The sequence below is a fragment of the Bradyrhizobium elkanii USDA 76 genome (genome assembly GCF_023278185.1).
In the GTDB taxonomy this organism is placed as follows: domain Bacteria; phylum Pseudomonadota; class Alphaproteobacteria; order Rhizobiales; family Xanthobacteraceae; genus Bradyrhizobium; species Bradyrhizobium elkanii.
Map to the genome: position 1 here is coordinate 3,516,455 of NZ_CP066356.1, position 16,926 is coordinate 3,533,380.

Sequence of the window (16,926 nt, forward strand, 5' to 3'; positions counted from 1 at the left end):
CAACACGTGCAAAGAGCTTCCATGAACCAGCATATGCAGCTTGAGCCCATTCCCTTCATCGATATCGCCGCGCAGCGCCGGCGGCTCGGCAAGTCGGTCGATGACGCGGTCGCGCGCGTGCTTGACCATTGCCAGTTCATCAACGGTCCCGAAGTGACCGCGCTGGAGAAGGCGCTGGCGGAATACAGCGGCGCAAAGCATGTGGTCAGCTGTGCGAGCGGCACCGACGCGCTCTTGATGGTCCTGATGGCGAAGAATGTCGGGCCGGGCGACGCGGTGTTGTGCCCGACCTTCACCTTCTGTGCGACCGGCGAGGTCGTGACGCTGACCGGAGCGACGCCGGTTTTCGTCGACGTCGATGAGGGGACCTTCAACATCGACGTCAACTCGCTCAAGCGCGGCATCGCGACGGCGCGCGCGCGGGGGCTGAAGCCGGTCGCCGTGATCCCGGTCGACCTGTTCGGCCAGAGCGCCGATCACGATGCGATCGGCGCGGTCGCCGAGGCCGAGGGCCTGTTCGTGCTCGATGACGCCGCGCAGGGCTTTGGCGCGACCTACAGGAACCGCAAGCTCGGCACCTTCGGGCTCGCGACCGGGACCAGCTTCTTCCCGGCCAAGCCGCTCGGCTGCTTCGGCGACGGCGGCGCGATCTTCACCGACGACGAGGAACTCGCACGCACCCTGCGCAGCATCCGCGTGCACGGCCAGGGCTCGGACAAGTACGACAACGTGCGGCTCGGCCTCACGGCGCGGCTCGACACCATGCAAGCGGCGATCCTGCTCGAGAAGCTGAAGATTTTCGACGACGAGATCGCGGCGCGCAACAAGGTGGCGGAGCGCTATTCGCGCGCGCTCGGCAACCTCGTCGCGGTGCCGCGCCTTGCCCCGGGCTGTACCTCGGTGTGGGCGCAATACACCATCCGTCTGTCCGACGGCATCTATCGTGACACCTTCGCGGCTGCCCTGAAGGCGCAGGGCGTCCCGACCATGATCTACTATCCCAAATCGGTGCACCAGCAGACGGCCTACAGCCACTATCCGGTTGCCGACGGCGGCCTGCCAGTCAGCGAGCGCCTGTCCAAGGATGTCATCGCCCTGCCGATGCACCCCTATCTCGACGAGGCGACGCAGGACCGCGTCATCGCGGCTGTGCGCAGCGCACTTTCGGCCTGATAGGAAACTTTTTCAGACCGCAATCATGCGCTAGAAGCAGCGTATGCTTGGGCGCATATTCACCGTCGGCGGCTATACCCTGCTATCGCGGGTCACCGGGTTCGCGCGCGACATTATGCTCGCGGCAATCCTCGGTGCCGGACCGGCTGCCGACGCCTTCTTCGTGGCGCTGCGGCTGCCCAATCATTTCCGCGCGATCTTCGCCGAAGGCGCCTTCAACGCCGCCTTCGTGCCGGCCTATGCCCACGTCCATGGCGAGCGCGGCGAAGCGTCGGCACGGCTGTTCGCCGACCGCATCTTCACGCTGCTGTTCGCCTCGCAGGTGATCCTGCTGGCGGTGGCGACGGCGTTCATGCCGCAGGCGATGAGCATCCTCGCGCCGGGCTTCACCGAGGACGCGGCGCAGCGCAAGCTCGCGATCGAGCTGACGCGGATCACGTTTCCCTATCTGCTCCTGATCACGCTGGTGACGCTCTATGGCGGCATGCTCAATGTGATGCATCGCTTCGCCAGCGCTGCCGCGGCGCCGATCTTCCTGAACCTCGCCATGATGATGACGCTGGCGCTCGCGGCGTTCTTCCCGAGCGCGGGCCATGCCGCGGCCTGGGGCGTGCTGATCTCGGGCTTGCTGCAATTCTTCCTGCTCGCCGGCGACCTCGCGCGCCATGGCGGCCTGCCGCGGTTCGCGCCCTTGCGGCTCGACGAGGACGTTCGCGGCTTCTTCCGCGCGCTGGGGCCGGCGACGCTGGGCTCGATGGGCACGCAGGTGGCGCTGTTCGCCGACACCATCATCGCGACCTTCCTCCCAGCGGGCGCGCTCTCGGCGCTCTATTATGCCGATCGCCTCAATCAATTGCCGATCGGCGTGATCGGGATTGCGATCGGCACCGTGCTGCTGCCGGAGATGTCGCGGCGGCTGAGCGCCGACGATCACGCCGGCGCGATGGCGGCGCAGCGCCGCGCCTTCGATTTCACGCTGCTGTTCTCGGTGCCGTTCGTGGCGGCGTTCCTGACGGTCGCCGATCCGATCATGCGCGCGATGTTCGCCCGCGGCGCCTTCTCCAAGGCCGATGCGGCAAGCGCCGGCGCCACGCTCGCAGCCTACGCGGTGGGGCTCATTCCGTTCGTGATGATCCGCAGCGCGGTTGCGACCTTCTACGCCCGTAAGGACACCGCAACGCCGGTAAAAGCGGCGCTGACCGGGGTCGCGGTCAACGTCGCGCTGAAGATCGCGCTGGTCGGCACGCTGGCGCAGGTCGGGCTCGCGCTCGCGACCGCGATCGGGGCCTGGGTCAATCTGCTGCTTGTGCTGATGTTTGCCGTGCGCCGCGGCTACCTCGCGCTCGATCGCGCGCTGATCCGCTCATTCGGCACCTTCGCGCTGTGCGGCGCGCTGCTCGCGGTCGCGCTGTGGCTGACCTCGCATTTCGCGGTGGTGTGGTTCGCGCCGATGCAGATCTTTCGCGACGAACTGATCCTGCTGCTGCTGATTGCGGTCGGCGTCTTCGTCTATGCCCTCTCGATCCTCACGCTGTTCGGCCGCGGCTGGTTGTTCGCGCTCCGCCGCGTATAGTTTTGCCTGTCAAATCAAATGCATAGGAGGCGGCTGTGGGATAGCGCCGCGCGCGGCGGAAAGCGGTTTGCGCTTCGCTGACAACCACGCCAATATGCACGCAAACAACCAAGGCAATTGGAGAGACGATGGCAGCTCCCATCAAATTTGGCGTCGGACAAAGTGTGCGGCGCAAGGAGGACGACGCTCTGATTCGCGGCAGGGGCCGCTACACCGACGACGTTGCGCCGTCTCCCGCATTGCACGCTCTGATGCTGCGTTCGCCGCATGCGCACGCGACCTACACGATCGATGCCGGCAAGGCCCGCGGCATGCCCGGCGTGGCGCTGATCCTGACCGCCGCCGACGTCGCCGATCTCGGCGGCCTGCCGTGCCTGTTCAATCTCGAAACCGATCCGTTCACCGCACCGCCTTATCCGATCCTCGCCAAGGACGAGGTGCGCCATGTCGGCGACGCGGTAGCCTTCGTGGTCGCCGATACCGTCGATCATGCCCGTGACGCGATCGAGGCGATCGACGTCAAATGGACGCCGCTGCCGGCGGCGGTCGGCCTCGTCAATGCGGTGAAGAAGGACGCGCCGCAGGTCTGGCCGGACAAGCCCGGCAATGTGCTGTTCGACGTCTCGATCGGCGACAAGAAGGCCGCCGAGGACGCGTTCGCCAAGGCGCATGCGGTGGCCGAGATCACCATCGTCAATCCGCGCGTCATCACCAATTTCATGGAGACGCGCGCCGCGGTCGCGGAATACGACGCCAAGAAGGATCATCTGACGCTGACGATCGGCAGCCAGGGCAGCCACCGCCTGCGCGAGATCCTCTGCGACATGATCCTGAAGATGCCGAAGGAGAACATGCGGGTGATCTGCCCGGATGTCGGCGGCGGTTTCGGCACCAAGCTGTTTCCCTATCGCGAATATGCGCTGATCTCGGTCGCCGCGCGCAAGCTCAAGAAGAGCATCAAATGGACGGCCGAGCGCTCCGACCACTTCATGGGCGACGCGCAGGGCCGCGACAATCTCACCACCGCGAAGATGGCGCTCGCCGAGGACGGCAAATTCCTCGGCATGGATGTCGACCTGATGGGCGACATGGGCGCCTATCTCTCGACCTTTGCGCCTTACATCCCGCATGGCGGCGCCGGCATGCTGCCGGGCCTCTATGACATCCAGGCCTTCCACTGCCGGGTCCGCACCGTGTTCACCAACACGGTGCCGGTCGATGCCTATCGCGGCGCCGGCCGCCCGGAGGCCGCCTATGTCATCGAGCGCCTGGTCGATGCCGCCGCGCGCAAGCTCGGCAAGACGCCGGACGCCATCCGGCGGAAGAATTTCATTCCGCCGAAGTCGCTGCCCTACACGACCGCGACCGGCAAGGTGTACGACTCCGGCGACTTCGTCGCACACATGAAGCGCGCGATGGAAATTGCCAACTGGAAGGAATTTCCGAAGCGCGCCAAGGCGGCCAGAAAGGACGGCCTGGTGCGGGGCATCGGCATGGCGAGCTATGTCGAGGTCTGCGGCACCATGGGCGAGGAGACCGCCAATGTGGCGCTCGATCCCAATGGCGATATCTCGGTCCTGATCGGCACGCAGTCGAGCGGGCAGGGCCACCAGACCGCCTATGCGCAGATCGTCGCCGAGCAGTTCGGCGTGCCGCCCGAGCGCGTGCATGTGCTGCAGGGCGATACCGACAAGATCGCGACCGGCCTCGGCACCGGCGGCTCGGCATCGATCCCGTCCGGCGGCGTCAGCGTGCAGCGCGCGACGCACGATCTCGGCAACAAGCTGAAGGAGCTCGCAGCGCAGGCGCTGGAAGCCGGCGCCGGCGACCTCGAAATCGCCGACGGCCGCATCCGCATCGCCGGCACCGACCGCTCGATCAGCTTTGCCGATCTCGCCAAACGTCCCGGCGGGGATACGTCGAAGATGAATGCGAGCGCGACCTTCGCAAGCGCCGACGGCACCTATCCGAACGGCACCCATCTCGCCGAGGTCGAGATCGATCCCGCCACCGGCATCATCAAGATCGTCAGCTACGTCATCGTCGACGATTTCGGCGTCACGCTCAATCCGTTGATGCTGGCGGGCCAGGTTCATGGCGGAGCGATGCAGGGCATCGGTCAGGCGCTGATGGAGCAGGCGGTGTACAGCCCGGCCGACGGTCAGCTCGTCACCGGCACGTTCATGGACTATGCGCTGCCGCGCGCCTCCGACGGGCCGTCCTTCGTGTTTGAGACCCATAACGTGCCCTGTACGACCAATCCAATGGGTGTGAAGGGCGCGGGCGAGGCCGGCGCGATCGGCTCGTGCCCGGCGGTTGTCAACGCGATCGTCGAGGGGCTGCATCGCGAGTACAAGATCGACCACATCGACATGCCGGCGACGCCGGAACGGATCTGGATCGCGATCCGCGAGGCGCAGCGCCGCCATAATCTCTGATAAATTGTCGCAGGCGGAATGAAGATTCCGCCTGCGGTGTTTTGCAAACCAGGCCGGCCGCAGATCGCGGACCGGGACAGAGCGGAATTGAGGGATTTTGCCGATGAAGCGGATTGTCGTCGTCGCAGCGATGCTTGCGTTGAGTGCAGGGGCGGTGGTGGCCGACCAAAATCAGGTCAAGCAGACCCAGGCCCAGATGAAGGAGACCGGCAAAAATGCGGGCGCGATAGCGGCGATGATCAAGGGCGAGAAGCCCTACGATCAGGCAGCGGTCGATGCCGCGCTGGTGAAGTTCGAAGACACCGCCAAGAAGCTGCCGACGCTGTTCCCGGAAAGCAGCAAGGGCCTCAAGCCGGATGGCGACTATTCCCCCGCGCCGAAGGTCTGGGAAGACAAGGCCGGCTTCGAGCAGCACATTGCGAGCTACGCCAAGGCGGTCGCCGATACCAAAGGCAAGGTCAAGGACCTCGACACGCTGAAGGCGGAAATGCCGCCGCTGTTCAAGCAGTGCGGCGGCTGCCACGAGACCTATCGCCTCAAGAGGAGCTGATTGTCATTTGCTTTGATGCCACGGATTTTCAAAAATCGCCGCGATCTGTACTAGACCTAGTCGCCGGCCTCTGTTCCTCGGCACGGTCGGGCAGAGCAAACGCGGCAACGGCGTTATTGCAGCCGAGGTTGACCCTCTGCGGCTCGTTGCTGTTGTGTTTGCGGCACTCGGTCTCGATCAAGTCGAACAGATCGGCTAATTGCTCTCCATTCTATATGGACCATCTTAATGGCTCGTCCTTCGCTCGAAACGCCACAATTTAACCTCGCCTTGTCTTTCCATGAGAACTGTCGATCGACGTACGTGGCCCGCAATAATTGAAGCCGCAGCCATGCATGTTTGCGTTGTGGGTCTTGTCGGGGATGAAAGCGATGTTTGCTGCCCGGACTTTGCAATCGAGTCTGTTGCTTCGCCGCAGCGCGATTTCTTCCCTTTTCATCGCTCATGAACGCCCTAAGGACATACCCGCTCGCATCAAGCGAGGTTCCTACGCCGCCTCACTGTCGAAGACTTGCGGCGGTCACGCGCCGAACGGGCCGTGACTTAATAGACCGGTCAAGACTTCAAGACGAACCGACTGCTGCGCGACCGTCAGACAGCCGTCACTGACGCCCAGGGGGGAGCCTTGTCGACAATCAGAAGTGTAAGACGATTGGATCGAACAAATAGATATCATTTGTTCGATCGAGCGTTTACGTGACGAACAGCTGTATGACGGGAAAGCTCCAAGGCGCTTCTCGTATCCCACGCAGAATTTATCAAAGGTCTCAATCTTGGATCAACATGGTCCGGGCCGTTCGTCGTCTGGCCGCACTGAAGCGAGCTCGTGGTTGTTTGGCTTCGCGACCAGGATCCGTTGTCTCTGAAGCAGGAGTTGTTGCGCTACTTTGGAGCTATACGAACGATAGTTTCGAAATTCGGTCGGATGTCCACGCCAACCCTGCCGCAAACATTGCATTTGTATTGCTGCTCAAGATCGGACAGTCGAGCGCTGTCTGGCCAGTCTTCCGCGCTGCGGGTAATCCAATGGCTGCACGTAAAGTCGGTGCAGTAGATCAGGACTCCGCTTACACCTTCGGCTCGCATTTCGCCAACGGTGATCTTTTGAGTACGGTTAGTCATTGTTGAGCAGGCAGGGCCTAATTCCTCTGGCAGTCTAACATCAGCCGCAATGCCGCCGTAAGGTTCCAGTCATCAGCCGCGGCGGATCGGGGTTACCTTACACGCGGTTCGAAAAGCAGCCAAGACGCACAAGGGCTTGAGATAAACCGCAGCTCATCACCGTTCAATCCAACAAAATGAAGCTGAAGATAACAAGCAAATTGCCGGCGCGCAGGCTATGCCTGATTGGCGGATTTGTGCACGTCGACCGACGCTCGACAGGCGTTTCGTCTGACTAACGATAGAAAACGGTGCGGGCAATTTAGGCTATCGGTTGGCCCATCCAAGGGGTGGATTCGTTTGCAAATAGGCAGGCGACGGAATGGATGCCCTCGTCGCATCCTTTCGCGTAGCCTAAGCGCCAGCCTCCAAAAACGCAAACGCCGGCGAGCAGCAGCACTAACGCAACAAAGCACACGTTGGTGGTCCCTCGAAGGTCGGTAACTGCTCGCAAGCTACAGCACTTTCCTAGACGAGGTCTACCAAACCGAGGTCAGCCACTCGGGAATTGAGCGTATTGGCCTAACCAGATGCACTGGGCCGGAACTATTTGCGCGCTCGGAAGTCCATCCAGTGTATCCATTCGGCGTAGGCCGCAGGTCACCGCTTCAGCAGTCCAGGGTTTTCCTTGTAGAACTTGATAAGCTCGATCAGGTTCTCGATTCCGAAGTCGGTGAACGCCTGGACGCCGTCTTCTCCGACGCCATAGACCCAGATCACGCCATGCTCGATCTCCATTTCGATGGCGATGTCCCACAGCCAATCTTCGTCTTCGCCGAGGTCCTTGGCGACCTGGGCAATGGTGGTGACGTGATGGACTTTGTTGACGTGGGTGGTCATGCCGCTGCTCGAGCGGAGAGCGCTGATGCCGGTGTCCAATTCCAGGGCAGCAGTTCGTCCAGCCGGTGAGCCGGGTGGGCAGCAATGCGAGCGAGAACATCCGCCAGCCAGGCTTGCGGGTCGATGCCGTTCATCTTGGCGGTGATGATCAGGCTGTACATGGCCGCCGCACGCCGTCCGCCGCGATCAGAGCCGCAGAACAACCAGGACTTTCGCCCCAGAGCGATACCTCTTAGGCCTCGTTCGGCGGCATTGTTGGACAGACATACCCGCCCATCATCGAGGAACAGGGTGAAGCTCGCCCAGCGCTTCAGGATATAGTTGAACGCCTTAGTCAGGTCGTGCCCACGGGAGAGTTTGGCGAGCTGTTCTCTCATGTAGACTTGAAGATCGTCGACCAGGGGCCGGCTCTGCGTCTGCCGTACCTGAAGGCGATCCTCGGGACTCCTGCCATTGATGGAGCGCTCGATCTCGAACAGCGCGTCGATCCGCCTCACGACCTCGATCGCGATCGGCGAGAGCGGGATCTCCTTCTTGCCGGCGGCCTTGCGCCGGGCATTCTCTTCGATGTCGGCCATGGCAAAGAACGGGCGCCGTCCGTGCGACCAGCAGGCAGCCTCCCGGATTGGGCCTGGCTGGCGTCCCGCTAGATAGAGCTGGTTGTACCCATCATAGGCATCGGCCTGCAGGATGCCGGCATATCGGGCCAGATGCCCCCGGGGATGCTCGCCCTTGCGGTCGCGGGAGTAATAGAACATCGCCGCCGGCGGCCCCGCGCCGCCAAACGGCCGGTCGTCCCGGACGTAGATCCAGCATCGCGCCGTATCGGTCTTGCCTTTGGCCAGTACGGGCACGGTCGTATCATCGGCATGCAGGCGCTCGGCCGCCATGACATGGGCTTCGACCAAGCGCAGGAGGGGATCCAGCGACGCACAGACCGATCCCATGGCGTCCGCCATGGTCGACAGCGCGATCGGCACGCCTTCCAGGACGTAGCGCTCCGCCTGGCGGTTTAAGGGCTGATGTTGGCCGAACTTCTCGAACATGATCATGGCCAACAGACTCGGGCCGGCCCATCCGCGGGCGACGGCATGGAACGGCGCCGCCGTCTGGCTGATCTTCTCGCAGTCGCGGCAGGAGAACTTCTCCCGGACCGTCTCGATCACCTTCCACTGGCGCGGTACCACTTCCAGCGTCCGAGTTACGTCCTCGCCGAGCTTGCGCAGGCGAGTGCCCCCACAACAATCGCAAGCCGTTGGCCCATCGATCACCACCCGCTCCCGGGGAAGATTTTCGGGGAACGTCTGGCGCTCGGCGCGCTTGCGCGTAAATCCGCGCACCGCCGTCGCCTTGGCCACGGCCCGTTCCGCCGCAAGCTCGTCCTCGGTGGCGTCGGCTTCCAGCTCTTCGAACGTCAGCGCCAGCTGTTCGATCAGCCGCGCCGAACGCTCCGATCGTTGCCCATAGATCTGATGCTTCAGCTTGGCGATCTGCAGCTTCTGCTGGGCAATCAGCGCCTCGTCTTCCGACGCTTTCGCGCGGGCGACCGCGAGCTCGGCGGCGATCTCAAACCCCTTCGCGCGCTCGGCCGCCAACGCCTCTTTCAGGGCGGCAACGTCATCCGGAGCAGCGTCGCGATCAGCATTCATGCGACGCAGTGAATCACAAGTTGGACGCGATGGGACTCCTTAAAAAGCTGAAGGCCGCAGATATTTGCTCAACCCGCGCTCCGCGGCCGCCAGCTCAGTTGCGGATTCCGCCAGTCGATGCCTTCGAGCATGTAGGCCATCTGGGCCGCCGAGATCGATACCGCACCGTCCGACGCCGAAGGCCAGATAAACTTGCCGCGGTCCAAACGCTTGGCATAAAGCGACATGCCCAACCCATCATGCCAAAGGATCTTGACCAGATCGCCGCTGCGCCCCCGGAAGATGTAGAGATCGCCCGCATGAGGATCCCGCTTCAGGCTTTCCTGCACTGTGAGAGCCAAGCTTCGCATGCCGCGACGCATATCGGTGTGGCCAGTGGCGATCCAGACCCTGACGCCGCTCGGGATCGGGATCATCGGCGTCGCAGGAGCTCGAGAACCCGCTGTAGCGCCTCAGTGTCCACGTCACGATCTACCCGCACGCGGCAACCACCAAGCTCGATCTCGATGATTCCGACCCTCGCGCGCTGCGCAGGCGGTGAAGACGGCACCTGCGGCGCGCACGTCGATGCCGAAGCTGGCGTAGAGGTGATCTCCACGGGTACAAGCGCAGGCACCGCGTCCTCCGCCAGCCGGCCGTCGCGCGCCAGCCGGCGCCACGTGAACAATTGGCTCGTCGACAATCCGTTGCGACGTGCCGTTACCGACACCAATCGTGGCCCGCTGTAGCTCTCGGCAACGATCCGCTGCTTCTCCTCCAAAGTCCAGCGGCGCCGTGCGCCCGTCGAGACGACTTCAAGTCGGGAAACCTTCGGCATAGGCATATAGTCAGTCATGCGCCTATGTCTTCACGTTGCCACCTCACTCGGCAAGGCGGTCGCCCCCGGAGGGATACGACAGTAGTGCACTGTCAGGCGAATCTTTCGCAGTGCGGGATACCAGTGCGCTTTTGGTTCGTGTGGCAGATCAGGGCCCGATCACCATCTCGATAGTCGCCGATAGCTCCCTCGGAAGAACGTTTGTCAACAATACCAATGTCACTGGCAACATTGTGATTGGCCGGCAGTAGCGGCGCTGCCGCCTCCAGCGTGGGTGGCATGCGCCTGGGACGATCAGTTGCGTTTTTGATCGATGGTGATCAATTCTGGGACCCGTCCACCCAAGTTGGCGGCTTCTCGCTTCGCACCGGCGCTGCGACCGCAACCAACGTCACGTTTGGCAGCAATATGGCTAACGGGTTCACGGTATCTGCAATAGTGGGCCTGTTTGTCAGCACCCGGGCGGGCTCTCAACCTAGAGGGATACGGTTCAATGATGCGAATTGGACCTTGATGGGCAAACGATGCCGATCTTGTTGTTGCGGGGGCTAATAGCGCGGGCGCCAAAATCGCATCGAGACGGACATGGTCAACCTCATGCGCAGTAAAATCGGCCCATTCGCCGAGCGATTACCTGTAATTCGGGATGGTCCGACGTGCCCGGCCTCGCCGCGTCGAGGCCTCCTACTAGGCAAAAGACTCCTAACGCGGGCGTTGGTGTCACTCCTCGAAATTTAGAGATCAAACAACGTACACACGATGCAGAGATTCCGGTCAATTTACGCCCTAGCCAAGCACGCAGACCAACCGCCGCACATTTGCTTATAGGATGCATGCCGAAGCTTATTGCGGCCGTTTAGGTCTATTTCGCCGACAAGGTCATTTGTTCGTCCCCGGAGGTCTGTCTCTTCGAAAAGGTCACGTTCGGGCAGAATGTCCTGAAGAGGCTCGCGAAAGGTTACGTCATGGATGGTTATTCGACGTTCGCCTCGCTGCCGTTGAGTCCGGTTGCTTTGCAAACGCGGCACAGTTGATCGTGTTGGGTTGCGTTTCTTGAGCAAAAGCAGCAGTCGAATTTCCGGATTGAAACGTGTGCTCAGGTTGGACCGCGGTCGCGAGCGTGCAAGCAGTAACATGTCCGTAAGATCGTGGTGACGCGTTCCACCCGGGGAAGAGCGCGAAGGAGCAGCATCGTTAGCGTTTGCTAAAGCGGCGTCATAGGACTCGGGCGTGCAAAATGAAGACCACGTATATTGTCCCTCGTGTGCATTTTGTCAGGTAAGCGTCCATTACGATCGCTACTAAAAGTGCGATTATAGCCAATATCGATATCGGACCGATCCAATTCATTCTTGCAGACGAATTAGTCGCGTCGCCCTCGTCCTCTCCTGAATCAGGCAAATCTAGCAGTGCGGCCATCAACGGCGACTGCAATGACAACAAAATGCATCAAAAAGACCCGACCGCAGCCCTCGATCCATTAGAGTTTGCGTAGCTCAATTGTCGTGGCCCATTTGGGCTATAAGCTCGAATTCTCAGCTGGCCGGCGCGCTGTGCTTCCCCCAATGGCCGAAGTAACCTAAGTTGTTGACGGTATTGTTCCGCACTTGGTGTGCTCATATAGAGACGTTTCATTTTGCGGTCACAAAGGGGGCGACCGAGGTGTTTGTTGAGTTATTCTTGCCGGCGGCGGCCGGCGTTGGGCTGGGTTACTGGCTGGGTTATCGACTTGGATACACGCGCGGCATCCATGCCGCCGCCTGCATCTTCTCGAACAAAGTTGTCCGATCGAATGATGCCACATAGTCTGTGAAGCACGCGGCTGTCTGGTTGCAGGTTTGTTCGTGACCGGAGCGGTCAGCCCAGTCTTCTTGAATCATGGCCTAAACGGCGTATGACGCACAGAGGTCGGATCTCTATCGTTGCCGCGTTGCGAGCGACACAGACGTTCTCTTGGGTATGGTGTTGGTGGCACTGATCTGTTCGACATATCGAATTTCGGAAAGGGGCCAACAGCACTGAACCTCGGATAGCCACGCAGTTTGGGCCGGTAGCGATCTCTGACAACGTTGATGCGCGATGAGCTATTGCACCAGTTCGAATGATCGAGCATGCCCCCTTGAGCTTGTGTGCGAAAAGCCGTTGCAAGGCCGAGAAAGCGAAGGCAGATTTCAGTTAAACATTGAAAAGAGCAGGGCTTCTGATGAAGAATATTTTGGGTGGCGATCTTTTCATAGCCGATGGTTTTGGCTCGGCTGATCTGGGTGATCCCATATCAAGCCCAACGTCTGACAAGACGATCAGCCAAGCGGGTATCCAGATCACCCGAGATAACTATCACTGGGGCACCACCCTTGGAGTCGCAACCGGCCCCATTACATTCGGGTTCGCGCCGTCCGCAGCTGGCTATTCCGTTACTGGCCACAACGTCAGTGGGTTTTCCGCGTTTACGGCTTCAGAACAGGCGGCCGCGCGAGCAGCTTTGGCATTTTGGTCCAGTGTCTCCGGAATCACGTTTTCCGATCAGGGCAACACCAACAACGCAACTATTCTCTTCCGGAATTATAACGATCCAAATGATAGCTCCGAGGCTTTCGCGTTTTACCCTAGTTCAAACAACCAGGTGGCTACGAGTTCGGACGGCGACGTCTTCTTCAATCTAGCTTTCGCAAACGCGAATGCCATCAACCCAGGTACGTACGAATGGGAATCGATGATCCACGAGATCGGTCATGCGCTCGGGTTGGAGCACCCAGGGGCGTACAACGCGGGACCTGGCCAAACAATTACCTACAATAGCAATGCGGCATACATTGAGGATACCCGACAATACTCGGTGATGAGCTATTTCAGCGAAGTTAACACAGGGGGGGCGTTTTCTGTCTACAACGAAACGCCCGCTCTTGATGATATTGCGGCGATCCAGCGGCTCTACGGCTCAAATTATTCCACTCGAGCCGGCGACGACGTGTATGGATTCAATTCAACTGTCGGAGGCGTGTACAGCATCACATCGTCAAGTCAGCATACCGTCTTCGCGGTATGGGATGCGGGCGGTACTGATACCTTCGACTTTTCGGGTTATTCGCAAAATCAAGTCATCGATCTACGAGTAAACAACAGTACTGATATTGGTTATTTTTCGAGTACTGGCGGCGACACTGACAACATTGCCATTGCCGCGGGAGTGCTCATTGAAAACGCGGTAGGCGGAAGCGGAAACGACACGCTCTATGGCAACACAATCAACAATATACTTTCGGGAAACGGCGGATTCGATGCCGTCGTTTTTGCCGGGTCACTGAGTCAGTTCGCGATCACTGAAGGCGATAATCACCACTATGCGGTCTCTGGCAATGCCCAAGGGACTGATACGTTGAATAGCATCGAAGAGTTCATCTTTAGCGACGTTACTATCGTGGATGACGGAGTTGGCGGTCCTAGTACAACAGCGTCCCTAAACTCGAATAGCGCATTCTTAATCGGCAGCACGCAATTCGTTGGCGATCATGATTGGTTCAGCACTACGTTAAGCGCAGGACAGTCCTACACAATCCGTGAGAGCGGCACGGCAACCGGGACGGGCACCTTGTCGGACCCACTCCTAAATCTTCATGATGCGTCAGGGATCTTGGTTGCGACAGATGATGACAGTGGACCCGGGCTAAATTCCCGTATCATCTTCAATCCAAGTACAACCGGACTATACTACGTCGATGCGAGCGCGTTTGGTTCGAATACAGGCACCTACGGCGTATTCGTCGAGCCTACGCAATTTCACTACGGTGGCGCGTGGACGTCAGTCGACAATGATGGTCGTTGGTACGTCGGTGATTTCAATGGCGATAGTCTAGACGACATCTTTTCCTACTCTGCAGGGGTATCAGGGGCGGAAGTTCAGTTAAATGCCTCAGCGAACTTTGGAAGCGCAAAAAGTTGGACGCCGGCGGGTAATGGCAGCGAGGGATGGTTCGTTGGTGATTTTAACGGTGACGAAAAAAGCGACGTGCTCCGGTATGATCCAGGCATCTCCGGTGCTGAGGTTCTGCTCTCCAATGGCAGCTCGTTTGGTAGTCCGACCAATTGGACGCCAGCGGGCAATGACGGGAAATGGTACGTTGGCGACTTCAACGGCGACGGCAAGGACGACATATTCCGATACGAAGCCGGCGTCTCGGGAGCGGAGGTGCTGCTTTCAAACGGTACCGATTTCGCTAATCCGATCGATTGGACACCCGCTGGCAACGGTAGTGAGGGATGGTTCGTCGGCGATTTCAATGGTGACGGTAAGTCGGATATTCTCCGGTACGAGCCGGGAGTATCCGGCGCACACGTCTTCTTGTCGACTGGTTCCTCATTCGTCGACGCTGGTAGTTGGACTGGTGCCGGAAATAGCGGAAAGTGGTACGTTGGCGATTTCAGCGGTGATGGAAAGGACGATATTTTCAGGTATCTCCCCGGAGTATCTGGGGCAGATGTGTTTTTGTCGACCGGCTCCTCGTTCGTGTACGCCGGCAGCTGGGCGACCGCTGGCGTCGATGTGCAAGGTTGGTACGTTGGCGACTTCGATCAGGAGCCAGGTGCCGACATCTTGAGGCATGGAGGAGTTGGCGTGGGCGATATGTTTCATATTTGAGGCGTACCAGAAATCCATCGAATCTCTGGTCTGGAACAACACACTAAGTAATCTAAGCAAGGGATCGTCGTTTCGGAGAACCCTTCCAATTGAGAGACGAAGCTCCGCATAAAACAGAAATGCCGTCGCTGGTCTTGATGGGCAGCTCAAGTTAACAGTTTTGATTTAGCTCATTTCGTCACCTGGCCGCGGATCTCACCGCCCGGGTTGGCCGCGGTGTGAACGTTGACATAGTACTTGCCGGCGAGGAGATCGGCGGCCTGCGCGTCGGTCAGTGTTGCGCTGCCTTCGACAGGGCTCGACGTCGCGTTCGGGATCGCGACCGCGACACCGGAATTCTTGCCGGCCTCGGCGGGGCCGTGGAAATGCGCGGCGGTGACCGGGCCCGAGAGGCCGGAATAGGTCAGCTTCCAGCTCAACTTCTTGCTGGCGGCATCGTAGTCGATGTCGGCGGTGCCGGTGCCGGCGCTGGTATTCGGCGGCACTTCGCTCTTGCTATCCAGCTTCGCCGTGAACTTCTCGGCAAAGGCCGGACCGGCGAGGGCGATGGCGGCGCCGAGCGTCAGCGTGGCAAGCAAGGTCTTGTTCGACATGGTTCTCTCCCCTTTGACGTCACAGGATGGTTGCAATCTTCAAACAGCGGCTTTTCGGATTTATTCCCCAAATGATCGTGGGTGCGGCAAATTTGATGCGAGCTTGTCCGACTGGTTGCCATCATACTGGTCCATGAACTGACGCGACCAATGACGGATCGGTGAATGCTGCGACGAATTTTCCTCCTGGCGATACTGGCCGGCGTAATCGGCGTCGGCGTGTTCTGGTGGCTGACGATCCCCGCGACCGTTGCCGCCGGCGCGCTGCCAGCCTATCAGCCTGACCTGGCCAACGGCCTCACAACGTTCAATGCTGGAGGATGTTCCTCCTGCCATGCCGTGCCGAAGCAGGACGACCGCACGAGGCTCGGCGGCGGGCTCGCGATCACCTCGCCGTTCGGTACATTCTATGCGCCGAATATCTCGCCCGACCCGAACGACGGCATCGGCCGCTGGAGCGAGGCCGATTTCGTCACGGCGGTCATGAAGGGCACCTCGCCATCGGGCGCGCACTATTTCCCGGCGTTTCCGTACCCGTCCTATCAGCACGCCAAGGTCAGCGATGTGCGCGACCTGTTCGCCTATCTGAAGACCTTGCCGCCGGTCGCCGGCAAGGTGCGCGACCACGATTTGCCGTTTCCGTTCAACATCAGGCGCAATGTCGGCGTCTGGAAATTGCTGTTCATGAACGGCAAGCCGTTCATCGCGGATGCAAGCCGCTCGGCGCATTGGTATCGCGGCGCCTATCTCGTCAACAGCTTTGGCCACTGCGCCGAGTGCCACAGCCCGCGCAATGTCCTCGGCGGCATCGTCATCGCGCAGCGCTTCGCCGGTGGTCCGAATCCGGAGGGCGAAGGCTGGGTGCCCAACATCACGCCGAGGGGGATCTCGGACTGGAGTGTGAAGGATATCGCCTATTTCCTCGAGAGCGGCCAGACGCCGGACGGCGATAGCGCGGGCGGATCCATGGTGCGCGTGATCCGCAATACCTCGCAACTCTCGTCGTCCGACCGCGACGCGATCGCCGAGTACATCAAGTCGCTGCCGCCGGTCGAGGGACCGCCGAAGCCGGTGAAGAAGGAGAAGGAGTCGTAAAGCGGGATGAGTTTTGCTTGAATCGGCTCGCCGCGGTTTCGGTTCACCTCTCCCAAGGGAGAGGTGAACTTTCGACGCCGTTCAAGCTCGACCCAATCTCATCGTGCGCTCGTGGGCATGATCTACTTCGCGCCGAACGCCTTGAAGGTGATGATGGTGAGAGTGTCCTGGATGCCCGGGATCACCTGAACCTTCTCGTTGATGAAATGGCCGATGTCGGTGTCGTGGTCGACGTAGAACTTGACCAGGAGGTCGTAGTTGCCCGCGGTGGAATAGATCTCGGACGCAATCTCGGCCTCCGCCAGCGCGTTGGCGACGGTGTAGGACTGGCCGAGCTTGCATTTGATCTGGACGAAGAAAGGAACCATCAAAGTCGTCTCCGGGGATTTCCGCGACTATAG

Annotated in this window: 12 protein-coding genes; 6 read left to right on the forward strand and 6 right to left on the reverse strand. The window is 60.4% G+C overall.

Annotation, left to right across the window (positions count from 1 at the left end):
* The first annotated feature begins 21 nt into the window (after positions 1–21).
* The 4 genes from JEY66_RS16780 to JEY66_RS16795 all read left to right on the forward strand — a co-directional run bounded on the left by JEY66_RS16780 (position 22) and on the right by JEY66_RS16795 (position 5,734).
* Complete coding sequence (locus JEY66_RS16780) at positions 22–1,173, forward strand: DegT/DnrJ/EryC1/StrS family aminotransferase (protein WP_018272615.1); 1,152 nt, start codon at positions 22–24, stop codon at positions 1,171–1,173.
* Positions 1,174–1,216: 43 nt separating this feature from the next.
* Positions 1,217–2,746, forward strand: a complete 1,530-nt coding sequence (gene murJ, locus JEY66_RS16785) for a murein biosynthesis integral membrane protein MurJ (RefSeq protein WP_018272614.1) — start codon at positions 1,217–1,219, stop codon at positions 2,744–2,746.
* A gap of 128 nt (positions 2,747–2,874) precedes the next feature.
* Positions 2,875–5,184: a xanthine dehydrogenase family protein molybdopterin-binding subunit gene (locus JEY66_RS16790; protein WP_018272613.1), complete on the forward strand. Its 2,310-nt coding sequence runs from the start codon at positions 2,875–2,877 to the stop codon at positions 5,182–5,184.
* Positions 5,185–5,287: 103 nt separating this feature from the next.
* The gene (locus JEY66_RS16795; protein WP_018272612.1) at positions 5,288–5,734 is read left to right on the forward strand and encodes a c-type cytochrome; all 447 of its coding nucleotides are present in this window, start codon (positions 5,288–5,290) and stop codon (positions 5,732–5,734) included.
* Between the two features lie 1,761 nt (positions 5,735–7,495).
* On the opposite strand, the gene JEY66_RS16800 is transcribed toward JEY66_RS16795, so the two are convergent.
* The 4 genes from JEY66_RS16800 to tnpA all read right to left on the reverse strand — a co-directional run bounded on the left by JEY66_RS16800 (position 7,496) and on the right by tnpA (position 10,219).
* Positions 7,496–7,735: a hypothetical protein gene (locus JEY66_RS16800; protein ID WP_018272611.1), complete on the reverse strand. Its 240-nt coding sequence runs from the start codon at positions 7,733–7,735 to the stop codon at positions 7,496–7,498.
* Positions 7,732–9,384: an IS66 family transposase gene (tnpC, locus tag JEY66_RS16805; RefSeq protein ID WP_018272610.1), complete on the reverse strand. Its 1,653-nt coding sequence runs from the start codon at positions 9,382–9,384 to the stop codon at positions 7,732–7,734. Before tnpC ends, JEY66_RS16800 begins: the two co-directional genes overlap by 4 nt.
* 68 nt (positions 9,385–9,452) lie before the next feature.
* Positions 9,453–9,800 (reverse strand): IS66 family insertion sequence element accessory protein TnpB, encoded by a 348-nt coding sequence (tnpB, locus tag JEY66_RS16810; protein WP_018272609.1) that lies wholly within the window; start codon positions 9,798–9,800, stop codon positions 9,453–9,455.
* Entirely contained in the window at positions 9,797–10,219 is a 423-nt protein-coding gene (gene tnpA, locus JEY66_RS16815) for an IS66-like element accessory protein TnpA (protein WP_080650387.1), read from the reverse strand. Before tnpA ends, tnpB begins: the two co-directional genes overlap by 4 nt.
* Positions 10,220–12,404: 2,185 nt before the next feature.
* On the opposite strand from tnpA, the gene JEY66_RS16820 reads away from it, so the two are divergent.
* Positions 12,405–14,837 (forward strand): M10 family metallopeptidase C-terminal domain-containing protein, encoded by a 2,433-nt coding sequence (locus tag JEY66_RS16820; RefSeq protein WP_018272607.1) that lies wholly within the window; start codon positions 12,405–12,407, stop codon positions 14,835–14,837.
* 170 nt (positions 14,838–15,007) lie between these two features.
* Here JEY66_RS16820 and JEY66_RS16825 read toward each other — a convergent pair whose 3' ends face one another.
* The gene (locus JEY66_RS16825; protein WP_018272606.1) at positions 15,008–15,430 is read right to left on the reverse strand and encodes a CHRD domain-containing protein; all 423 of its coding nucleotides are present in this window, start codon (positions 15,428–15,430) and stop codon (positions 15,008–15,010) included.
* A 165-nt stretch (positions 15,431–15,595) separates the two neighbouring features.
* Between JEY66_RS16825 and JEY66_RS16830 the strand changes: the two genes are divergently transcribed.
* The gene (locus JEY66_RS16830; RefSeq protein ID WP_018272605.1) at positions 15,596–16,525 is read left to right on the forward strand and encodes a c-type cytochrome; all 930 of its coding nucleotides are present in this window, start codon (positions 15,596–15,598) and stop codon (positions 16,523–16,525) included.
* 122 nt (positions 16,526–16,647) lie between these two features.
* Here the strand turns inward: JEY66_RS16830 and JEY66_RS16835 are convergent, their stop codons facing one another.
* Positions 16,648–16,893, reverse strand: coding sequence for an Lrp/AsnC ligand binding domain-containing protein (locus tag JEY66_RS16835; protein WP_016845986.1), 246 nt, complete (start codon positions 16,891–16,893; stop codon positions 16,648–16,650).
* Positions 16,894–16,926 lie beyond the last annotated feature (33 nt).